The organism is Pelotomaculum propionicicum (genome assembly GCF_004369225.1).
Lineage (GTDB): Bacteria > Bacillota > Desulfotomaculia > Desulfotomaculales > Pelotomaculaceae > Pelotomaculum_B > Pelotomaculum_B propionicicum.
This window is the reverse complement of record NZ_QFFZ01000027.1, coordinates 1-20139: the sequence shown is the minus strand read 5'-3', so window position 1 is coordinate 20139 and position 20139 is coordinate 1. Positions and strand designations below refer to the sequence as shown.

General features: G+C 48.3%; 17 protein-coding genes and 2 riboswitches. Of the genes, 3 read left to right on the top strand and 14 right to left on the bottom strand.

The window, feature by feature from the left end:
• Nucleotides 1–14: 14 nt before the first annotated feature.
• The 5 genes from cobK to Pmgp_RS11975 all read right to left on the bottom strand — a co-directional run bounded on the left by cobK (nt 15) and on the right by Pmgp_RS11975 (nt 6744).
• Nucleotides 15–779, bottom strand: coding sequence for a precorrin-6A reductase (gene cobK / locus Pmgp_RS11995; RefSeq protein ID WP_134214222.1), 765 nt, complete (start codon nt 777–779; stop codon nt 15–17).
• Nucleotides 780–1149: 370 nt separating this feature from the next.
• Nucleotides 1150–1339, bottom strand: a riboswitch (cobalamin riboswitch).
• Between the two features lie 177 nt (nt 1340–1516).
• On the bottom strand, nt 1517–2980 hold the full coding sequence (locus Pmgp_RS11990) for a hypothetical protein (protein WP_153189213.1): 1464 nt from the start codon (nt 2978–2980) through the stop codon (nt 1517–1519).
• Between the two features lie 109 nt (nt 2981–3089).
• A complete protein-coding gene (gene nrfD / locus Pmgp_RS11985; protein WP_134214220.1) occupies nt 3090–4259 on the bottom strand; it encodes an NrfD/PsrC family molybdoenzyme membrane anchor subunit in 1170 nt (389 codons plus the stop codon).
• A gap of 31 nt (nt 4260–4290) precedes the next feature.
• Nucleotides 4291–5100 carry a 4Fe-4S dicluster domain-containing protein gene (locus tag Pmgp_RS11980; RefSeq protein ID WP_134214219.1) on the bottom strand — a complete coding sequence of 270 codons (810 nt, stop codon included), beginning with the start codon at nt 5098–5100 and terminating at the stop codon, nt 4291–4293.
• Nucleotides 5101–5172: 72 nt separating this feature from the next.
• Nucleotides 5173–6744: a [FeFe] hydrogenase, group A gene (locus tag Pmgp_RS11975; RefSeq protein ID WP_134214218.1), complete on the bottom strand. Its 1572-nt coding sequence runs from the start codon at nt 6742–6744 to the stop codon at nt 5173–5175.
• Between the two features lie 145 nt (nt 6745–6889).
• A riboswitch (molybdenum cofactor riboswitch) is annotated at nt 6890–7011 on the bottom strand.
• Nucleotides 7012–7634: 623 nt separating this feature from the next.
• Between Pmgp_RS11975 and Pmgp_RS11970 the strand changes: the two genes are divergently transcribed.
• From Pmgp_RS11970 to Pmgp_RS11960, 3 genes are read left to right on the top strand one after another with little or no spacing between them, the layout of a single operon-like run.
• Nucleotides 7635–8687, top strand: a complete 1053-nt coding sequence (locus tag Pmgp_RS11970; RefSeq protein ID WP_134214217.1) for an energy-coupling factor ABC transporter permease — start codon at nt 7635–7637, stop codon at nt 8685–8687.
• A 58-nt stretch (nt 8688–8745) separates the two neighbouring features.
• Complete coding sequence (cbiQ, locus tag Pmgp_RS11965; RefSeq protein ID WP_134214216.1) at nt 8746–9558, top strand: cobalt ECF transporter T component CbiQ; 813 nt, start codon at nt 8746–8748, stop codon at nt 9556–9558.
• A complete protein-coding gene (locus Pmgp_RS11960; RefSeq protein WP_134214215.1) occupies nt 9555–10310 on the top strand; it encodes an energy-coupling factor ABC transporter ATP-binding protein in 756 nt (251 codons plus the stop codon). Before cbiQ ends, Pmgp_RS11960 begins: the two co-directional genes overlap by 4 nt.
• A gap of 79 nt (nt 10311–10389) precedes the next feature.
• Here Pmgp_RS11960 and Pmgp_RS11955 read toward each other — a convergent pair whose 3' ends face one another.
• From Pmgp_RS11955 to Pmgp_RS11915, 9 genes are all read right to left on the bottom strand, one after another.
• Nucleotides 10390–10665 (bottom strand): ferritin family protein, encoded by a 276-nt coding sequence (locus tag Pmgp_RS11955; protein ID WP_134214214.1) that lies wholly within the window; start codon nt 10663–10665, stop codon nt 10390–10392.
• A 13-nt stretch (nt 10666–10678) separates the two neighbouring features.
• Nucleotides 10679–12385: a sigma 54-interacting transcriptional regulator gene (locus Pmgp_RS11950; RefSeq protein WP_243119827.1), complete on the bottom strand. Its 1707-nt coding sequence runs from the start codon at nt 12383–12385 to the stop codon at nt 10679–10681.
• 132 nt (nt 12386–12517) lie between these two features.
• The gene (locus tag Pmgp_RS11945) at nt 12518–13099 is read right to left on the bottom strand and encodes a hypothetical protein (RefSeq protein ID WP_134214213.1); all 582 of its coding nucleotides are present in this window, start codon (nt 13097–13099) and stop codon (nt 12518–12520) included.
• 41 nt (nt 13100–13140) lie between these two features.
• Entirely contained in the window at nt 13141–14523 is a 1383-nt protein-coding gene (locus Pmgp_RS11940; protein WP_243119826.1) for an acetyl-CoA carboxylase biotin carboxylase subunit, read from the bottom strand.
• 23 nt (nt 14524–14546) lie between these two features.
• Entirely contained in the window at nt 14547–14765 is a 219-nt protein-coding gene (locus Pmgp_RS11935; RefSeq protein WP_134214211.1) for an acyl-CoA carboxylase biotin carboxyl carrier protein subunit, read from the bottom strand.
• A gap of 28 nt (nt 14766–14793) precedes the next feature.
• Entirely contained in the window at nt 14794–15543 is a 750-nt protein-coding gene (locus tag Pmgp_RS11930; protein ID WP_134214210.1) for a 5-oxoprolinase subunit PxpA, read from the bottom strand.
• Between the two features lie 35 nt (nt 15544–15578).
• Nucleotides 15579–16562, bottom strand: a complete 984-nt coding sequence (locus Pmgp_RS11925; protein ID WP_134214209.1) for a 5-oxoprolinase subunit C family protein — start codon at nt 16560–16562, stop codon at nt 15579–15581.
• A 29-nt stretch (nt 16563–16591) separates the two neighbouring features.
• Nucleotides 16592–17578, bottom strand: coding sequence for a carboxyltransferase domain-containing protein (locus Pmgp_RS11920; protein WP_134214208.1), 987 nt, complete (start codon nt 17576–17578; stop codon nt 16592–16594).
• A gap of 171 nt (nt 17579–17749) precedes the next feature.
• Entirely contained in the window at nt 17750–19486 is a 1737-nt protein-coding gene (locus Pmgp_RS11915; protein ID WP_345789146.1) for an aldehyde ferredoxin oxidoreductase family protein, read from the bottom strand.
• Nucleotides 19487–20139: the final 653 nt, after the last annotated feature.

Sequence of the window (20139 nt, the reverse complement as noted above, 5' to 3'; positions counted from 1 at the left end):
CGGTGGTCGTTATGCTAGAAAACCGTCTTCAGAATCTCAGTAATCTCGTTATATGTCCTTACTATGTTGCCTTCACCGACCTTATCCCGTTTAATAACTACGACAGGAATGTTCAGCGAAAGGGCTGCTGATATTTTGGTATCAGTTCCCCCCGCTCTCCCGCTGTCTTTGGTCACTATTACCTTGGCATTATAGCTCTTAAAAATAATCCTGTTCATTTCTTTAGAAAACGGACCCTGCATGGCTACGATGTCCTTGGGGGCGAGGCCCAAATCCTGGCATTTCCTGACTACTTTATGTTCCGGTAAAATCCTGACCACTATCCTCAGGTCCAGGCCTTTAACATTATCCAGAAATACCTCCAAGTTATTGCTGCCTGTTGTCAGAAAAATAGTCTTACCAAGGCCTGCTGCCTTCTTTGCAGCCTCTTCCCATGAAAAAACAGGGTATATAAGTGAGTTGTCAGGGAGGTTCGTTTCATCCCGCAAGTAGCGAATGCGCAGGATCCCCCTTTGGTTGCACAGCTCCTCCATCAGATTTGAGATCCTGCCGGGAAAAGGGTGGGTAGAATCCACGACAGCCTTAACTGCTTTTTGTTCCAGCAGGCGGAGCAACTCTTTTCGACCCAACTCACCGGTGAAGGCCTCCTGACTGCCGTCATCCATTGCCTGTTTGCAGCCGTATTCAGATGAAGTCAGGGTGATAACCCGGTAACCTTTTTGGGAGAGTCTGGTCACGATCTCTCTTCCTTCATGGGTGCCTGACAACAAAAGAATCATTGCTAAAGAATAACCTCCCAGCCCGTTAAAATAAAAATGCCCTAGCCGGTCAATTAACTAGGGAGACAGCAGTATCACGACCATTCTAACACCTCCCCGAATTGCTTCAGATGCGGTAGTTGGAATAGGCATGATACCGGATCGGGCTCATCATAAACTAAAGTTCAACTCATTTTAGTTTATTCACCATAACAGTATTCAGCTCGGGTATTACCGAGTCAGTATTAAGCTCAGTCTCTCAAGACCAAGCACCTATTCAAAAATATTTACTTTTAATAAAAAACCTCCACACGGTAAATGCGGAGGTTGTTGATACCCTATCAGGCCAAAATAATTGGCTGTTATTCCCTCCCCATCACTCGTGGGTACTGGCGGATAACAAAAATAAGCAGATATCCTGGCTCAAGATCATTGCTCTCTCTGCGCCTTCCCAGTTTTTCCGGTGGCATAATACAGAAGAACTCCCTTATACAGTGGCGGGACCGCGCCGGCTTTTTATCCGGCTTCCCTGCTTATCCTTTTCATATTAGGTTTTTTTAACTTTACTATAAAAAGATAATGAATGTCAATAAGCACCATTTAAAAATATTGAATCAGGTCTATTCATGCAGACTAAGCTGCGGCAGTACAGATTTAAGAAGATCCATTGACGGGCTGGCGGTATTGGTCAAAGAAGCCTTTCATGAAAGAAAACACCCCTTCTTTCTCTTGATGTAAAGGTGTGCTTGTTTTTACTCTTACCCGGTAAGCGCATTTTTTATTTCTTTTACTGCAAGATCTTCATTAACCTTGCTTACATAGCTTATAGGTATTCCTCTTTTTCTTACTTCACTAATAATCCGGTAGTACAGCTTGTGTCCTATGTGCCTTGCAAAGATAAACACATGATCAATACCGTCCAGCAGTCTGACATCGAAATTTTCCGAGGCGATAAACACAAAGTTCGGATATCGCTCTTTGATCTTTTTTTGCCAGCGCTCGAAACCGCCTGCAACCGCCACGTTTACCCTGCTCAAGTCAGGTCCCTGACTCATGCCGGACTCGGGCTGGATATTCTCATTACTCAGGGAAAACATCAGGTTGCGCAGTTCCACAAGCTCTTTCTCTTTTTCCTTTTCTAGAACCAGGCGCCTTTCTAATTCCTTAATCCTTTTCTCCATATCAGCGATCTTCCTGGTGTGCAATTCTTCCAAGTTATCTTTTAGTTCGGCAACCTGTCCGGCCAACTTCTTGGCCTGAGCTTTGTGGTAGTCCCGTTCGCCGGCAACTGCCGCGATAGCCTTTTTGTATGACTCCGTGTCTACCGGCACTAAATCTTTATTCCTCTCGAAGTAATATTCTTTGGCGTCTTTATATGCTTTTATCAGCCCTTTCAGCATAAACCCTGAAACCAAATATTTAGCTGCCTCGGAGGTGTCCTTGCCATCAAATTCTGTTATGTATGCCCCAAGAATCTCTTCGACATCCCGGTTCGATATTTCCAGGTTCTCAAAAATGCGGTTGATGCTCATCTCTTCAGTGTCATTCAGCTTTTCAAAAAAATATATGTGCTTTGTTAATTCCTTGTCCCCGACCTTAAAAACTGAGTTAAGGTTGTTTATATCTCCGTACTTGTCGCGTATTCTCGATTTCAACTCACGGATATTTTTCAATAACGGCCTTTCCATATTCCGCCGGCAAAATACTTTAGTATTATTCTTATTCCTTAACATTAAACGTTCAACCAGCACATAACCGACAGCATTAAACAGGTGATCCCTCTTTATTTCCTTCCCAAGCACATTGGCCATCCAAAGAAGAATGATTGTTTCCGTGTTCACCCTGCCGCTGCTTTTCAGATAGTCCATTCTACCTGCGAAATATTCCTCAATATGAATACACTCATTATTCTCCAGATAGATAAGAATATTGGGCCAAACTTTTTTGATTATACCAAAAAGACGGGTCCATATTTCATTGTCGTTTGTTTTTTCCAGATATAATAAAATACCAAGTGTTTTTTTAGCATACTCCTCCTGCTGCGTGGTCCCTTCTCTTACTATTGGGTGGTGGTAGTACTCCGACGCCTCGGCCAACTTATAGAGCCCGGCACCCATCTCTTTATAAATTTTATCCAGATCATGGTATGTTTTCTTTTCCTGCCCAAAAGCCTCCAACAAAAAGGGCATGAAGTCAATAGTTACCTTGCTTATGAGGACCACCCCCCGGAATTGGATATGAAGCTCAACTTTTAAAACAGCCTCCCTGGAGGCGTCATATAGACGCCTCCAAGAAGAAGCTAACAGTTACAAGAACCGTAAAGCTCTTTTATTATGCGTGAATGCCTGTCTTGGAACCCAAACCGCTGCCATGAGAAACGTGCTCCTCTTTCGTTAATATAGGAAAGTTCTCTACTATGAAGCAGTAAAGCAGGACAAGCGCGCTCCACATACCGATGGTGATTAAGAATTCCCAGATGGTGGGGAAATAATGACCGCCGGCGCTCTTGGCCATACCGGTAAAAACCACGTTCATCCGGTTGAAGACAACACCCGCCACCACCAGGATGGAGGCGGTCAGAACCCCCCACTGCTTGTTGCGGATGCCTGGAACAGCGTACATAAAAATCGGCAGCAGCACAAACACAATCATCTCGGTCAGGAACATGTTGCTCTCATAGGACCCGTCAAAAGCATTGGAGAAAACCCCCCGGTAGTTCAAGTCAACTATTTTCACAATGAAGTAAATAATCATCATCCACAGGGTGACCTTGGTCAGACTGGAGAAAACCGGCTGTTCAGGCTCCCGTCCGTAGGTTCTCGCCGCCAGGGTCCCTTCGATGGTGACCATGGCCGGACCCAGGAAAAAGGCGGACCAGACAAAAAAGAAGGGGATGATCATGGACCACCACAGAGGGTTCAGCCTGTTGACCGCGACAATGTAGAGCGATCCCAGTGACGACTGGTGCAGGGTAGGCAATACAATCCCGATGATCAGCCAGAAAGGCATAGTAGCACTAAGAATTCTCTTTAAAGAAGGACAGTGCACCTTTTCGAAAAAGATATCCCCGAACTCAAGTACCTGTACCGTGGTGTAAAGTGCAATACACCAGAAAACCTCAAACAGCACCGAGTGATAGCCCCAGTAGAAAAATGGCCGCCAGAAATTGTACCACCTCCCGATATCCAGGAAAAGGCCGACCAGTGCAATGATATAACCCAGCAAGGAAGTCAGCAAAGCAGCGCGGGCAACCGGCAGGTATTTATCCTTGTGCAGGACGTGCACAATAAGGGCTGTGCTGAAGCCGCCGCCGGCCAGGGCGATGCCGCAGAGCAGGTCGAAGCCGATCCACAGCCCCCAGGGCCACTGGTCACTCATGTTGGTCACAGAGCCCAGGCCGTAAATAAAACGGTAAAGGCTGGCTATGGCCGCGATAATTACAAATAAAATTAATAATTTCCTAAAACCTGTCACTCTAAAACTCCAGTTCTTATTTTCCATTAAATCTTCGCCTCCAGTCAACTCTTAAGTATTATTTTTTATCAACAGGAGCGTATAGTTCTTCCTCGTTATGGACCGTGGCCCGCCGTTTATTATACCAGTACATGCCGGTCAGCAAGGCGCCCCAGCCAATAAATATACCGGGGGTCCATTTCAGCACCTGCCAGGTGTATTCCGGGATGGGTTTTTCCGGAACGTTGGTCTTAAAGCCAAGCTGCTCAAACGGCACATCCGATATATAGAGCCAGGACGTGCCGCCCGCTTCTTTGGCGCCATATACCTGATTGATGTACAAACCGGGCTTGGCGGCTATACGTTTATTTGCTTCTTGGACGATTTGCTCCCGCTCACCGAAAACAATGGCGCGGGTGGGACAGACACTGGCGCAGGCCGGCATCTGATTGTCTGCCACCCTGGACAGGCACATCTGGCACTTGAGCACCCTGGGAAACGGCTTATCCCACTCAAACCTCAGGATGCCGAATGGGCAGGCAATCATGCAGTAACGGCAGCCCACGCATAACTTTTCATTATAGACTACCGGACCTTCAGGGGTCTTCTGGATAGCCCTGGCAAAGCAGGCGCTGGCACAGGCCGGCTCAACACAGTGAAAACACTGCTGTTTCACAAACCGCCTGACCGTCTTGCCGTCCTTCTGGACGTGGTTGTCCCGCACCACCGTCCACCTGTTCGGAGCAAGTTCATTCTTTCCGGTCTGGCGCGGTTTGGCTCCTCCTTTTGTGTCTGCATCCAGACCATTGTATAAACGGCAGGCGACAACACAGCTTTCACAATCAATGCACCTGGTAATATCGACTAGCACTCCCTTGGCGCTGGCCACTTCACATCATCCTTTCCTTAAAGGCATAAATAAATTGCTTCTGCACAACTTGTCTGTCTGCTTATACCGGTCCTACCCAACCAGGGCAAACAGGCGTTTTAGTTTTTCAGCGCGGGAATGGTATTCCGTATGCAGGAGTTCTTCTGACAGTTCGCTCATCGGGTGTTGCAGGAAATCTTTATAAAGCGCCGCGACTTCCGCATTATCGTGACTCATCCGCTTGGGCCGTGAGGCATCGGCTTTGTAAATCGCGGCAATCCTCTGTTCTCGTACCGCGTCAGTGGGCGGAACGGCTGTACGGGGCTGGCCGCCGCCGGCGATACAGCCGCCCGGACAGGCCATAAATTCAATAAAATGCCAGGGCGCGTTGCCCGCCCGGACTATATCCAGGACCTTACGGCCGTTGGCCAAACCGTGGCAAACGGCTACCCGCAGCGTCCCGACACCAGGTATTTCCGCCGCCGCTTCTTTTACTCCGGTGAGGCCGCGTACAGGTGTCAGGTTTAAGAACAGCGGTGGAGGCTGATTCCCGGTAATAAGGAAGTAGGCGCTGCGCGCGGCAGCTTCCATAACACCGCCGGTGGCGCCGAATATTATCGCCGCGCCGGTCTCTTCGCCCATTAGACTGTCATACTTTTCCTCGGGCAGGGCGGCAAAGTCTATCTTCTTTTGTTTAATCATCCGGGCCAGTTCCCGGGTGGTAAGCACCACGTCCACATCGCGCAAACCTTCGCGTTTCCAGTACTCTGCACTGTCGTTCATTTCCGGCCGCTGTGCTTCAAATTTTTTTGCTGTGCAGGGCATTACAGAGACAGAAACGATACTGGCGGGATCAATTCCCTTTACTTTCGCGTAATAGGTTTTGGCCAAAGCGCCGAACATCTGCTGGGGCGACTTGCAGGAGGACATGTTGGGCAGGAGTTCCGGGTAGAAGTATTCACAAAACTTAATCCACCCCGGCGAGCACGAAGTGAACTGGGGCAGTGGCTTTTTCACCTCGCCTTTGATCCTCTTGATCAATTCTGTGCCTTCTTCCATAATAGTCAGGTCGGCGGTAAAGTTGGTATCCAGGACGGCGTCAAAGCCGAGCTTCTTCAGCGCCGCCACCTGCCGGCCCTCGACCCATGTCCCGGGCGGCAGGCCGAACTCCTCGCCCAGAGCCACCCTGGTGGCAGGCGCTGTCTGGACCAGAACGTACTTGCTTTTATCAGCCAGGGCGTCAAAGACTTTTTGCGTGTCGTCACGTTCGCTGATCGCCCCGGAGGGACAGGCCATGGAACACTGGCCGCAGTGTACGCAGATGGTTTCATCTATTACCGGCAGATCGTAATAACCGTGAACACTTTGGATGTTTTGGCAGGTCTCCAGACACTGGCCGCATAATATGCATTTCTGGTCGTCCCGTACAATGGACGGATTGTCCGCGTCGATGGGAATGCGGCCGCGCACCTGCGCCGGCAAGTTCCCCGCCACATTATACTGGTAAGGCAGCCAGCCCTCCCCGCCGGCATGTTCCCCGCCCTGTCCGGCGCAGCCGCTCAGGGCGCCGGCCAAGCCAACCAGCAATCCTGATCCGGCTGCCATTTTTAAGAAGGTGCGGCGTGTCATCTCCTTCTTATCTGTGCCACAAAGACTATCTTTCATGATCTCTCCCCCAACTAAAAATGATTTTTTACATGGTATAATATGGTATATTGACTATAATATGAAGGCCGCTAGTTATTGCTTATCACCTCCTATCAAAAAAATTGACCTTGCCCATTGGAAAAAGGACAAAGCCCTGCCTTTTCAGCAAAACTTTTCTTCTCCTTTCCGCAATGGGAGGCATGGCAGTTTCCCGTCACACCCTAACGGCCGGAAAACCATACCCTGGCGGCTAAGGTTTAGCCCGGCTCGGAGAACTTTTTGTTTCAAAAAACTATCAAGTATTCCCGTAAAATAAAAAGACCACGTGGCGCCTGTTTCTACAAGCAATTAACCTCCGTGGTCCTGCAAACAATATTCATACCTGATGTAAGCATGCTTTTTATAAATTGTTAGTAAATAGTAAACCTCAGCATATCATTTTTATCGATCAAGCTCAGACCTTCTTAGTCAGTAACTTGATATAACATGAACCAATTCTTAACCAGTAATATTGTAATTCCGATAAGCGTGCATCCATTACATCGCTTCTTGAAACTATTTTATCCACTATTCTTCCAAAGGTCAATTGCTTTGTTAGTATATTTATGACAAATCAGATCTATGTCTCAAAAGGTAAAGCTAAGTTAACTGACCAGGGGGTGCTTTGCATCCGACTGAAAACTAATTGACGGGGTTGTCAAAATATGATATATTTTATCAGTAATGTAAGCCAAGAAGGCTTACGCTGTGTTAAGTTTTCTCTTGTAAAGCGGACCCATGGAGGGACTGAGGTATTTATGATCCCTTCGTGGGTTATTTGTTTCTCTTAGGTAGCTAGCGTGCCGGCATACAAAAGACAAATACATAATCTACTCCAAGTTTAATATTTAGTTGAGGAGATGATATTTGTGCATATGGCAGATGCCCTGATTTCACCCGTTGTGGGTGGAACAATGTGGGTGGCTTCAGCGGGGGTTGCCGCTTATTCCATCAAGAAAATTCAAAGCGACTTAGACCAGAAAAAAATACCGTTAATGGGGGTTATGGGCGCTTTTATTTTTGCCGCCCAAATGATCAACTTCACCATACCCGCCACCGGTTCCAGCGGACATTTGGGAGGAGGGATGCTGCTTTCTGTTTTACTTGGGCCTTACGCGGGGTTCCTCACTATGGCTTCAATCCTGGCGATACAGGCACTGTTTTTTGCCGACGGCGGCCTGCTGGCCTATGGCTGCAATGTTTTCAACCTTGGCTTTTTCACCTGCTTTATCGCTTACCCGCTTATCTACAAACAGATTATGCGCCGGGGTTATACTCCTGCCCGCATGTTCAGCGCAGCCATGCTTTCCGCTGTTATCGGACTGCAGCTTGGCGCGTTCGGGGTGGTCCTGGAAACCTTGTTTTCCGGTAAAACGGAATTGCCCTTCAACACATTTGTGCTGCTGATGCAGCCCATTCACCTGGCCATTGGAGTGGTAGAAGGACTTGTTACGGCCGCTGTTATAGGATTTGTCTGGAAAGCGCGGCCTGAAATTATAGAAAACGCCTCTATAGGTAAAGCTTTGGGTAGTATTTCAATTAAGAAAGTTATGACAGGTCTTGTTGTTGTCGCCTTGTTTACCGGGGGCATTTTATCGTGGTTCGCTTCCTCTCACCCGGACGGCCTGGAATGGTCCATGTTCAAAACTGCCGGGGTTGAAGAGCTTGAGTCTTCAGATGGAATCCACCAGACAGCCGGAGAAATTCAAGAGAAGACCGCTTTTTTGCCGGATTACAACTTCAAAGCCGCAGAAAGCGAAGCGGAACCAAGCGACTCAGAGAGCGAGGAAGCCTGGCCGGCTGTCAGTGCCGGTACAAGTGTCTCAGGGGTAGTCGGAGGCACGCTTACACTGGCGCTTGCCTGTCTTATCGGCCTTGGCATCAGCATTGTCAAAAGACGGGGTAAAGCAAGCGCCGCTTGAATATAAAGCGGGTGGGCTACCCACCCGTTATTATTTTGTACAGGACTTGGTTAAAAATATGGCAGGCATTATACAGTCATTGTATGAAATTCGCTTTCTGGATGAGCTTGCGGAAAAGCGGACAGTTATTCACAACATCCATCCGCTGGCCAAGCTTCTTACCACGCTGATTTACATAGTGGCGGTGGTTTCTTTTGAAAAATATGAAGTAAGCGGGCTCCTGCCGCTCATTTTTTACCCCGTAATTATCATTGGGCTGGCAGAAATCCCGCTGCTGCCCATCTTAAAAAGATTACTGCTGGTTGTTCCTTTTGCTTTAGGCATAGGCGCTCTCAATCCTGTTTTCGATCACAGGATCGTTTTTACGGCCGGCTGGTTTACACTCACAGGAGGCTGGGTTTCCTTTTTTTCTATAGTCATTAAAAGCATTCTGACCGTCCTGGCCGCCCTGACCGTCATCGCCACCACCGGTATGAACAGGATATCGTTTGCGCTGCGCCTGCTCTTTGTGCCACGTGTGCTGGTACTTCAGCTACTGCTCACTTACCGCTATATTTCCGTATTAATGGAGGAAGTCGCCAGGGTTTTACGGGCTTATCACATGCGCGCGCCTTTGCACAAAGGCGTGCGTTATAATGCCTGGGGGTCACTGGCCGGCAACCTTCTGATCAGAACTTTTGAAAGGGCGCAAAACGTGTATCAGGCTATGGTCTTAAGAGGATTCACAGGAGAATACAAGACCGGCGGCGCCCCCCAAATAACTATTACAGACTTGCTGTATTTGACAGTCTGGACGCTGTTTTTTGCAGCGGCGCGCCTTTTTGACATCCCGGCGCTGATTGGTTCGCTGGTTACGGGAGTGGTCAAATGAGTCATCATATTACGGAAGTAAAAGAACTGCACTATGTTTATCCTGACGGGCTGGAAGCTTTAAGCGGCGTTTCATTTCGCATCTACCACGGGGAAAGCGTAGGTCTGGTCGGCGCAAACGGCGCCGGCAAGTCCACCCTGCTGATGCTGCTTGTAGGCGTGCTTTTTCCCTCTAAGGGGGAAGTCATGGTGGGGGAAATGCCGGTGAACAAGAAAACCCTGCCGCTGATCAGGCAAAGGGTTGGGATGGTATTCCAGAATCCGGACGACCAGCTTTTTATGAATACAGTATATGATGATGTGGCTTTCGGCCCGCGCAACTATAACCTCGGTGAGCCGGAGGTGGAAAAACGGGTCATCCAGTCAATTGAAAAGGTGGGCATTGCCCATCTGAAAGACCGTGCTCCGTATAAACTGTCGGGGGGAGAAAAGCGCTCCGCGGCCATCGCCACCATTCTTTCCATGATTCCCGATATACTGGCCATGGACGAGCCGTCGTCAGGCCTTGACCCTAAATCCAGAAGGCGGCTGATCAATCTGCTGAAAGGGTTTTCACACACAAAGATCATTGCTTCACATGATCTGGACATGGTGCTGGAACTTTGTGAAAGAACAATGGTGTTAAAGAATGGCAAGCTAGTGGCAGACGGTCCTACAGCAGAAATTTTAAACGATGCGGTATTATTGGAAAACTGCGGGCTGGAGATCCCACTTGGTTTACAGAACTGCCCTGTCTGCGGGTCAACAAAGTAAAACATTCAATTCCAAATTGAAAGACAGCAAAAATTAAAGTCTCTTTGTATATAATACAAAGAGACTTATCACTCAATAACTACTGCCTTTCAGAGTCCCAGTCACCCTTTGTAATGTAGAACTCTTCCCTGGTCTCGGTGATATCCTTCTTGATCTGCAGCAGCTTTTTGATGTGGTTGTATTCTTCATCCATCAGTTCTTCTATCGCAAATTGTTCCTCCGGCGGGACTGCCTTTTTGAACAGGCCGAAAAATACGATAGAATCTTTTTCAAAGCCCAAAGCTAGATCAATAGCCTCGAGAGGAGTATTGATTTTGCCGGCCAGTTCAGCCGCGTCAATATCACTGGCAAACACATTGCAAACATTTCTAGCCTTTCTTGTTTCTCGACCTTTTGGGACCTTTGTCCCTGCTTGGAGAGGACAGCAGGCGATACTTCTGAATTTTACGCACCACTGTCGACTGGTTGATAGCCAGCGCTTCAGCTACCTTGTAGGTGTTTTTCAGCCGGTTGTAAGCAATGGTAACCAACTGTTTCTCCAGCTCTTCCACAGCTTCTTTCAGAGGACAGATGTCCAGCACATAAACCCGGTTGGGAAACCGGCTTTTGCCATCAAAGATGTATTCAGGGAGGTGTCCGACCGCTATCTGCGCGCCTTCTTTGGTAACCAGCAGCCTTTCCACCAGGTTTTCCAGTTCCCTGACATTGCCCGGCCAGTTGTAGCTCTTTAAAATATCTACGGCCTCACTGGTAAAGCTCTTGTTTTTATCATATTTCGCGTTCAGTTTATCCAAAAAATATTCTATCAGGACAGGAATATCCTCCTGCCTGTAACGCAGGGGCGGTATAATTATGGGAATCACATTCAGCCTGTAATACAGGTCTTCCCTGAAAAAGCCGTCCGCAACCATTCGCTGGATATCCCTGTTCGTGGCGGCGACAAAGCGGATGTCCACATCAACACACTTGTTTCCGCCAACGCGGATCAGTTTTTTATCTTGAATTACCTTTAACAGTTTCACCTGCAGGCTTAAAGGAAGTTCGGTTATTTCATCGAGGAAAACCGTCCCGCCGCTGGCCAGTTCCAGAAATCCCTTTTTCCCTTCTTTAGCTGCCCCGGCAATAGCCCCGCCCTCGTAACCGAACAATTCCGATTCAATTAAATGATCAGGTATTGCTCCGCAATTAACGGTTATATACGGTCCTTCGGACCGTTTGCTCAACTTGTGCAGCCGTAGTGAAACCACACCTTTACCCACGCCGGACTCGCCCATGATCAGCACAGTGGAATCCACCTGGGCCACCTTATCCACCATTTCCAGCACGCGTTTCATCTGCGGGCTCTGGGCTATTAATTCAGCGCTCCTGCTTTTTTCCTCGCTTAATTTTAAGAGCTGACGCCGGTAGCTTTCAACCAGTTGTTCAGTATCCTCCAGCTGTTTCTGGAGATTCAGCAGTTCGGTAATATCCCTGGAGTTGACAACTATCCTGATGATTTCGCCATCATCATTGAAAATAGGGTTGCCGGTGGCAATCAAGTGCTTGCCGCATATAGTTTTCTGTTTAATAGTAACCCGTTTCTTTTCCTCGAACACCAGCCTTGACACAGAGGGGTTGTAGTACCCTTCTCTTTCCAAATCATTGATATTTTTCCCGAGCAGAGTCTCAACCGGAACTCCGTAGTTGGTTTCTCCAGCGGTATTTATTCGTTTGGTGACACCTTTTCCGTCAATCACATATATTTCATCATAGGAAGAATTAAATGTGTCTTCGAGTTCTTTAATCAACTCTTTTTGCTCATTCAACTCATCCCAGTAAAAATCCCAGCCGGTAATGTCAATTAGAAATACAACCGATTTGGCGGGTTTGGCTGCGGCATCCAGGCGCTCCACAACATAAGTTTTTTCACCGGCAGCAATTTTCACCGCATTAGTGGACTTTTTAACTTTGTCCGCTATTGAATTGTCGCTGTCAATGATTTGTCTGGCCAATTTGTTTATGTCTATGATCTGGTCATTGTGATCATAGACAATGATGCCGACTGGCAGTGATTGAAATACTTGGTGCAACAGCAAACAGCCCAACTCCTCCAAATCAAGGATGTCCACAGCTTCTAATATATGTCATACAATTACCTTAATATTAGACAAAATGAGACCTCACACCTTTTTTTGCAAGGTCTCATTTTAATATTTTTTGTTTTTTATTTATTTAATCATCGGCTTGCCCATGGGAAACTTCATACCGGCGCCCTCAAGGATGCCTCCGGCTGCCATGACTATGCCAAACAGACCTGCCACAAAGAATCCCCAGCCGCTGATGGCCGCCAGATTTATTCCCCAGTAGAGCAGGGCCAGGCAGATGATGCCCACGTCGGCGCCTATTACCGAAACCGCGGCGGTCCACGGCGCATACTTCATGAAGATAGGCGTGGTCAGGATCAGGACTATGCCCAGGATCAGCCACTCAAAACCAAGGATACGGGGATCCAGAGCCCATTTGTTGATTGCCGCGAAATAGCCAATGGCATAGTTTAAAGCTGAGGCAAAAGCGAAAAACGAACCGAAATACAGCCAGGTAACACCGCCGGCCAGGTTGCCCAGCTTAAGCTGAGTGACAGCCGCTCCCAGGTAAGGTATGGTGCAGGCCAAAGAAATGGCAGCCATATAAATAAGAGCTTTATCATTGACATACCCGCATAAGAGCGCCCAGGCCATCCAGGTGGCTATAGAATAGGCAATCCAGCCTGCCGCCCCGGCGTCCGCTATTTTAACATTGTTATCAGACATAAGTTGACCTCCTTCTAGTTAGTTGTTTAAAAGGGTAGTTGTTACATATTAGGCCATAACGGCTTTACGTCCCCTCTTGCTTTAGTAAAAAGGGCCTCTATGAAACCGGTATTAAGGTCTCCTTTGGCGAATCTTTCACTGCCTAGAATCAACAGGTTCACAGGAATCGTAGTCTTTATGCCCTCGATTTTAAAATCTGTTAAACCCCTTTTCAGTTGGTCGATAGCCTTAAGACGTGTTGGCCCCCAGGCTATGACTTTAGCCAGCAGGGGATCGTAATAGGGCGGCACCGTACCGCCTTCCTCTAAGGCGTGATCAATACGCAGAGCGCCTTCATCCATTTCGGGGAAATCCAGTTTCTTAATAGTTCCCGGTGAAGGGCAGAATGTAACGGGATCTTCTGCATAAACCCTGGCTTCTATGGCATGGCCCTTCATTTCCACATCTTCCTGCCCGATCTCCAGTCCCTGGCCGGAAGCAATGGTCAGCTGCCTTTGCACTATATCGATCCCTGTCAAAAACTCTGTTACCGGGTGTTCCACCTGCAGCCTGGCGTTTACTTCCATAAAGTAGAAATTGCCGTCCTCCGACCTGAGGTACTCCATCGTGCCCGCTCCCTGATAACCCATCGCCAGCGCCAACTTGCGGGTGTACTCAAATAGTTTTTTCCGCTCCTCCCCGGTTACTACCGGCGAGGGTGATTCTTCTATGATTTTTTGATAACGTCTCTGGATCGAGCACTCTCTCTCACCCAGGCATACGCAGCCGCCCAAACCGTCGGCGAGAAACTGGATTTCAATATGCCTGGGGTTGATAATTTCTTTTTCAATGTAGCATTCAGGGTGGCCAAAAGCTAACATGCCGATTCTGGAAATTCTTTCGAAAGCTTCCTTGACCTGCCCTTCCTCCTTGACCAGCTCGATCCCCTTCCCGCCACCTCCTTTGTCCAGTTTTAGGACGATGGGATACCCGTGTTCGGCGGTAAACCTGTAAATATCATCAACGCCTTCAATTGTGTTGATGGTGCCTGGCACGACCGGCACTCCAGCCTCCGTGGCGATCGAACGGCAGAAGCACTTGGAATCGATGGAATTCAGCACGCTGGTAGGCGGGCCCACCCAGGTCGCGCCGCAGCCGTAAACCGCTTCAGCGAATGAAGCGTTTTCCGACAAAAATCCATATCCCGGGTGGACGGCGTCAGCCCCCGATTCTTTTACCGCGTTGATGATTGACCCGATATTGAGGTAACTCTTAACAGGGTTGGCAGGGCCGATGTTGTATGCCTCATCGGCCTGCTTCAGATAAAACATATTCTTGTCGGCGTCGGAATAAACGACAACCGTTTTGATACCAAGGTCCCTACAGGCTCTCATAACTCTGGTAACTATTTCGCCTCTGTTGGCGATAAGCAGTTTCTTAATCACTATTTCATCTTCCCTCGTATTCTTTATGCCTCCAGAATAATCATGGGGCTGCCTATTTCCATTTCATCCCATTCCTTGACAAGTATGCTTTTTACTACTCCGTCACTTTCAGCAAAAACCTGAATCTCGGTTTTCATACAGTTAATAACCGCGACCTCCTGCCCGGCGGTTACTTTGTCCCCTTCATTGACAACCACACGCGCGACCAGACCCGGCATGTGCGCTTTTACTGTAATTTCCATTTATTTTCCTCCTTTTTTGCTAAGACTGCTAGGAATTGACAAGACTTTTTAGCGGAATCCCCAGCCGCTCGTATTCTTCTTTAATTTTCCTGACTACTTCGGCGGCGTTTGGCGAATCGCCGTGACAGCATACTGTGTCCGCTTCGGCGTCAATCAACTTGCCGCTGATGGTGTTGATTTTTTTATCTACTGCAACCATTACGGCTCTCTGGGCGACTTCCTCCGGCGAGCGGGCTTTCTTGGTGCGCTCCAGTACCCAGTTGCCGTTGTCGTCATAGCTGAGGTCAACTAATATCTCAGCAGACATCTTTAAACCCATTTTCAGACCCATCTGCCAGATCAGCGTACCTCTGGGAATCATCACAAACAATGCGGGGTCAAACATCTTGATGGCGTCAAGGTAAGCCTCAGCGTATTTTTCTTCATCCGACACCATCCGGTAAAGTATGCCGTGCGGCTTTACATGCTGCATTTTCATGCCGTTGATCTTTAAAAAAGCGTCCAGCGCTCCCAACTGGTAAAGTGTATCGCTTTTCAGCTCTTCCGGGGTGATATCCATGCGTCTTCTGCCAAAACCCCTCTTGTCTTCCAAACCAGTGTGCGCCCCAACGGCAACCCCGTATTTTTTGGCCAGTAGGACCGTCTCAAACATCACCAGAGAGTCGCTGGCATGAAAGCCGCAGGCGACGTTAGCCGAGGTAATATATTTCATAACCTCTTCATCATTGCCCAGTTTGTACCTGCCAAAGCTTTCACCCATATCAACGTTAAGGTCCATTTACTTATCACCCCTTTCTCACCATACCGGCATTATTAGGCTAAAGATTTTTCGCTCAGCCATTCCCTTTGCTGTTTGCGGGCTTCCACAGCTTCTTCCTGCGTGCAGAAGACAAATTTAATGAAGTCCCTGCCGGGTGTCCCCTGGCCTATTTTCCACAAGTCAGCGTTAATCACGTGCAGGGCGCTCATATAACCGCCCAGGGTCGGCCCGTCGGCGATAAGAAGGATCGGTGTGTTGCCGCAGATGTTTAGCGAGCCGCGGATAGCGTAGGCGTGGTCAAGCACGTTTGACGGGTGGCTGCCGGCTACTCCCCCGTCCGGCCTGGCAAAGGACAGTTCACTGGCCTCGGCAAGCCGCACGGCGGAACGGTTGGAGTTCAGCTGAACCTTATGTGAATTGGCAAACAGGTAATCCATTCCCTCTTTGGTAAGGTAATCGGGCGAGGTGTTGGGACCGGGTATTGCCCTTAAGACCCATTCTCTGGAATACTCCGGGATGGCTTCCGGCTTAAGTTTTCTTCCTTTAAGGCTGTCCAGGTCTTTTGACGGCTTGCCGAACTTCAGCACATCATCCTTTTGCAGTTTTCTGCCTTCATAGCCGCCGTAACTGCCAAACAGGCAGGTTGACTTGCTTCCCAGCACCAGCGGCACATCAATGCCGCCCGCCACACCGATATACGCCCTGAAGCCAAATTCTGCAAAGTGGGAGAATTTTATTACGTCACCTTTATTAACTTTGATTGACTCCCAAAGAGGAATGGGCTGATTGTTCAGGGTCGGCTTCATATCTGTGCCCGTGACACTAATTACAGCATCTGTCTCAAATTCAGCCTGGAAGTATCCGCCTGCGATCTCTATGCCAGCCTCACCGGGCTGATTGCCCACCAGCACATTGGCCAGGCCAAGGGCAACATTGTCAAAGGCGCCGGAAGAGGACATTCCATTATCCAGGTAGCCTATTCTGCCCGGCCAGTCCTCAACAACAGTCTCAATTCCTCCGTTGATTATTTTCAACATGCGTCTTTCCTCCCTATTTTAATATTGGCTTAAACACGCGGCGCAGCCTTCGTACCGGCTTCCTGCCTGGCCAGAAGCTCTTGGACCTCTTTTTGGACTTCCGGCTTATTATAGAATTCGAGCCAGTCTTTTACCTTGAATTTATCAGTTTTTATATCGTAAACGTAGTCGGTTTCTTCGTGAACATGCTTGTAGATATAGAGAATTTCCTCTTCCGTGACCTCGTGGAATTTGATCCTGTCGCCGGCCTTGAAGAAAGTCGGGCTTTCTTTGAAGAGAGGGTGTTTCTGGGCAAACTGGAAGATGGGAATCGTCCTGCCAAAAAGCTGATAGCCGCCGCCGGTCGGGGTGGGGTAAACATACAGGCACGGGCCGCCAATGCCTACCGTTCCTTCTGGAGTCCAGGTCCTGGGCGGGTTGTATTTAGGCACCACAATGGCGTACCTGGGGTCGAGGGGCCAGAAGAAACCGCCGCCCGGCCAGAAGCCGTTGCCGCTGTTGTACCATTCAGTGGCGCACACCATGTCTTTGATGCCCTGTACTGAACAACCGTTGCACATGGCCATATATTCAATGTTGTAACCGTTAATGACATTGGGAGCGCCTGGCCTTACCTCTTTGACGTATTTTTCAACCGCTTTCTTGGTTTCGCTGTCTTCAAAGGCTATCGGCAGCGAGATGAGGCGTGATTCAAACTCTATGTCTTCAACGTGCTCTAGTTTGTTTTCTTCTTCCTCAATCTCTTCAATCAATTTTTTCACAGAAAGCACTTCAGGGTCAAAGTGGAACATGTTTGTTCTGATGCCAGGCACTGTCTCATAGAGTCCTTTGATGTTTTTGGCCTTCACCGCTCCATTGACCGTCAATACCCGGAAAGAGTCCACCAGGTTAAAACGCGGGATGGAGCCGTATTCCACCTGCAGAAAACCGTCGCCCGCCTGCCGGAATAGGACCTCCGGCCTTGATTCAGCTTCAGGGAGCTTGTCCAGGATGACATCATAATTTTTTTGATCCATACTCTTTATTTAACCTCCTGTCTTATTAATTTCCCAATATAAGTGAACTTTTAAATTATTCTGGATACTCTCCAGAAAAGCCTGCTGCTCCCACTTCCCTTCCCTGGCTTTGATTATGTCCTGATTTTCATCATTTGATGAAAAACAAACCCGTTTGATAAACAATCAACTCTACATCCAGCCGCGTATGGAATAATAATCACGCAGCATGTAGTCCATTTCTTCCTGTGTAAGGGAGGCGCCGGTCTCAGGCAGTTTCTCCCGGTACATACGCTTGGGCAGGTTGTCGCTTGCCCTGTCCAGCCCTTCCCGCAGGTTAAAATCATGGGTCATGGTAATGATCTCGTTGGCCATGCGGCGCAGTTCTTCCACTGAATAGTACCAGCCGGTCAGAGCTTTGATTATGGTCTGCAGTTCATCCCACTGCAGCAGGTCCCTGTAAAAAACACAGTTAATCAACGTGTTAAATATAGTCAGCCTGTCCTCGAACTCTATGTACAGCGCCGCCTTGCCCTCTACCACTGACGGAGAAATCATACCTGCCAGTTCCGGCTTGTAAAAGGTGGCCCGCAGGTGGCAGGCGCCGCGGGCGGAAGTGGCGTAACCCAGGCCGACACCCTTTAACACCCGGGGATCATAGCCCGGAGGTTCCATGCCCTTCACATGTATGGCTGCTTCCTCAAGGTTTAATATCCTGGAAGCCTGTACAATTCCGTCCGACAACACCGCGCCCGGACCTTTCCTGAAAGCGATATCCCCCAATAACCTGGCGGCCCCTTCAGTATCCCCATAAGCGGGAAAATCAGGGTTTACGCCTCTGGCACGGGCTTCCATGGCCAGGGCCACCAGGTTGCCGGCTGAGATTGTGTCCATGCCGTAGCGGTCGCAGAGGTCATTAAGGTAGATGATATCTTCCATGCGGTCAATACAGCACAGCCCGCCAAAGGCGTAAATCGTTTCGTATTCAGGCCCTTCAATGGTCAGTCCGGCCCGCGGCCCGGACTTTACAGTGGTCAGGTCGCCGCAGGCCATAAAGCAGCCGGGACAGGTCTTCGGCTTAACCTCAAAGTTATTTATTAATGCTTCACCGCTGATTTTTTCCCAGCCGTCCAAAACACCCTTCGACCAGTAGCGGGTCGGGAAGGCTTTGGCGCTGTTCAAAAGCGCCACCATCTGGGGTGTGCCGTATTTTTTATAGTTGACCACACCGGGCAGGTCCTTGGAATTAGCAATCAGGTTTTTTACAAAGCTTTTCAGCATTTTTTCATCCGCACAGGCAGGTTTTTGGGCGCCGTGAAACACGACAGCCTTTAAGTTTTTGCTGCCAAAGACCGCCCCTAGCCCGCCCCGGCCGGATGAGCGCCAGTAATTGTTTTCCACACAGGCCAGGCGGACCAGGTTTTCACCGGCTGGGCCTATCACCACAGCCTGCGCGCCTGGTACTCCCACCCGCTCCTTCACTATATCCTCGGTTATGTAAGTTTCTTTACCCCACAGGTCGCCGGCCTGATGAAATTTGACCCTTTGGTCCGATATCTCTAAAAATACCGGCTTTTCCGACCTGCCTTCTAAAATAATGGCGTCATAACCAGTGGCTTTGATTTTCGGCGCAACCTTGCCGCCCGCGTAAGATTCAGCGTATCCCCCGGTCTGGGGGGATTTGCTGTATAAGCCGTGGCGGCTGGAACCAGGCATTACCGTGCCTGTAGCGGGCCCCACCGTGAAGATGATTTTGTTGCCGGCGCCCAGCGGGTCAACACCCTGCGGCACATTTTTCAAAAGCAAATATGTGCCCAAACCTTTACCGCCAAGATACCGCTTTAAAGTTTCAGGCGGGATACTCTCTTCCTGGTGTGTCCTTCCGGTGAGATCCACTCTAAGAAGTTTTCCGTAAAAAGCATGCAGCACAGTTTAAAACCTCCGTTACTTATATATATATAATTTTTGCGAAACAGTATTTCAGTCAGTTAATTAAATAACCGATAAGCTATGAATGCAATATGGCATTAAAAAAATAAAATCTCAAAAATAGACAATATAGATAGTCTGCACTTTTATGTATGATGCGATATTGCATTGTGTGAATGATATGAAACATTAACTTTTTATGGTTATCCTGGGTAAATAAAATGACGCTCAAATGAAGAATAAACCACTATGTTGTCTGCGAGCGCCATTGCTTTTATATTGATTTTTGTTAAGGATTTTATCATTAGTATCCTAAATTGTCAATTACTATTTTCCTTTTTAACCATACGATAATGTAGAACAGCATCTGCATTTGGATGCCTGACAAGCTTACTGATTGCCAACCGCGCATCACTTTTGCGCAAACTCTGCAAACTTAAATAAACCATGAAAATTACTAATAATATATGTAACAGGAGGGATATGTTACCATATGATATTTTAAGATGGTTTTTAATCTATATTAATAACCCAAGTTTGGCGTAAAAATTTTCCAATACCAGGTGTAGCAAGGGTTTGTGCCCCCTTCAAAAAATAAATTCGGGACTACACCCAGGATTCCATCTTTTTTAGAACCTGTCTAACATGCTTTT

Excerpts from the sequence above, each read along its gene's own strand:
- Pmgp_RS11975 (WP_134214218.1), bottom strand. The coding sequence starts at position 6,744 with ATGAAAGATAGTCTTTGTGGCACAGATAAGAAGGAGATGACACGCCGC.
- cobK (WP_134214222.1), bottom strand. The coding sequence starts at position 779 with ATGATTCTTTTGTTGTCAGGCACCCATGAAGGAAGAGAGATCGTGACC.
- Pmgp_RS11930 (WP_134214210.1), bottom strand. The coding sequence starts at position 15,543 with ATGGACCTTAACGTTGATATGGGTGAAAGCTTTGGCAGGTACAAACTG.
- nrfD (WP_134214220.1), bottom strand. The coding sequence starts at position 4,259 with ATGGAAAATAAGAACTGGAGTTTTAGAGTGACAGGTTTTAGGAAATTA.
- cbiQ (WP_134214216.1), top strand. The coding sequence starts at position 8,746 with ATGGCAGGCATTATACAGTCATTGTATGAAATTCGCTTTCTGGATGAG.
- Pmgp_RS11925 (WP_134214209.1), bottom strand. The coding sequence starts at position 16,562 with ATGTTGAAAATAATCAACGGAGGAATTGAGACTGTTGTTGAGGACTGG.
- Pmgp_RS11960 (WP_134214215.1), top strand. The coding sequence starts at position 9,555 with ATGAGTCATCATATTACGGAAGTAAAAGAACTGCACTATGTTTATCCT.
- Pmgp_RS11945 (WP_134214213.1), bottom strand. The coding sequence starts at position 13,099 with ATGTCTGATAACAATGTTAAAATAGCGGACGCCGGGGCGGCAGGCTGG.
- Pmgp_RS11935 (WP_134214211.1), bottom strand. The coding sequence starts at position 14,765 with ATGGAAATTACAGTAAAAGCGCACATGCCGGGTCTGGTCGCGCGTGTG.
- Pmgp_RS11920 (WP_134214208.1), bottom strand. The coding sequence starts at position 17,578 with ATGGATCAAAAAAATTATGATGTCATCCTGGACAAGCTCCCTGAAGCT.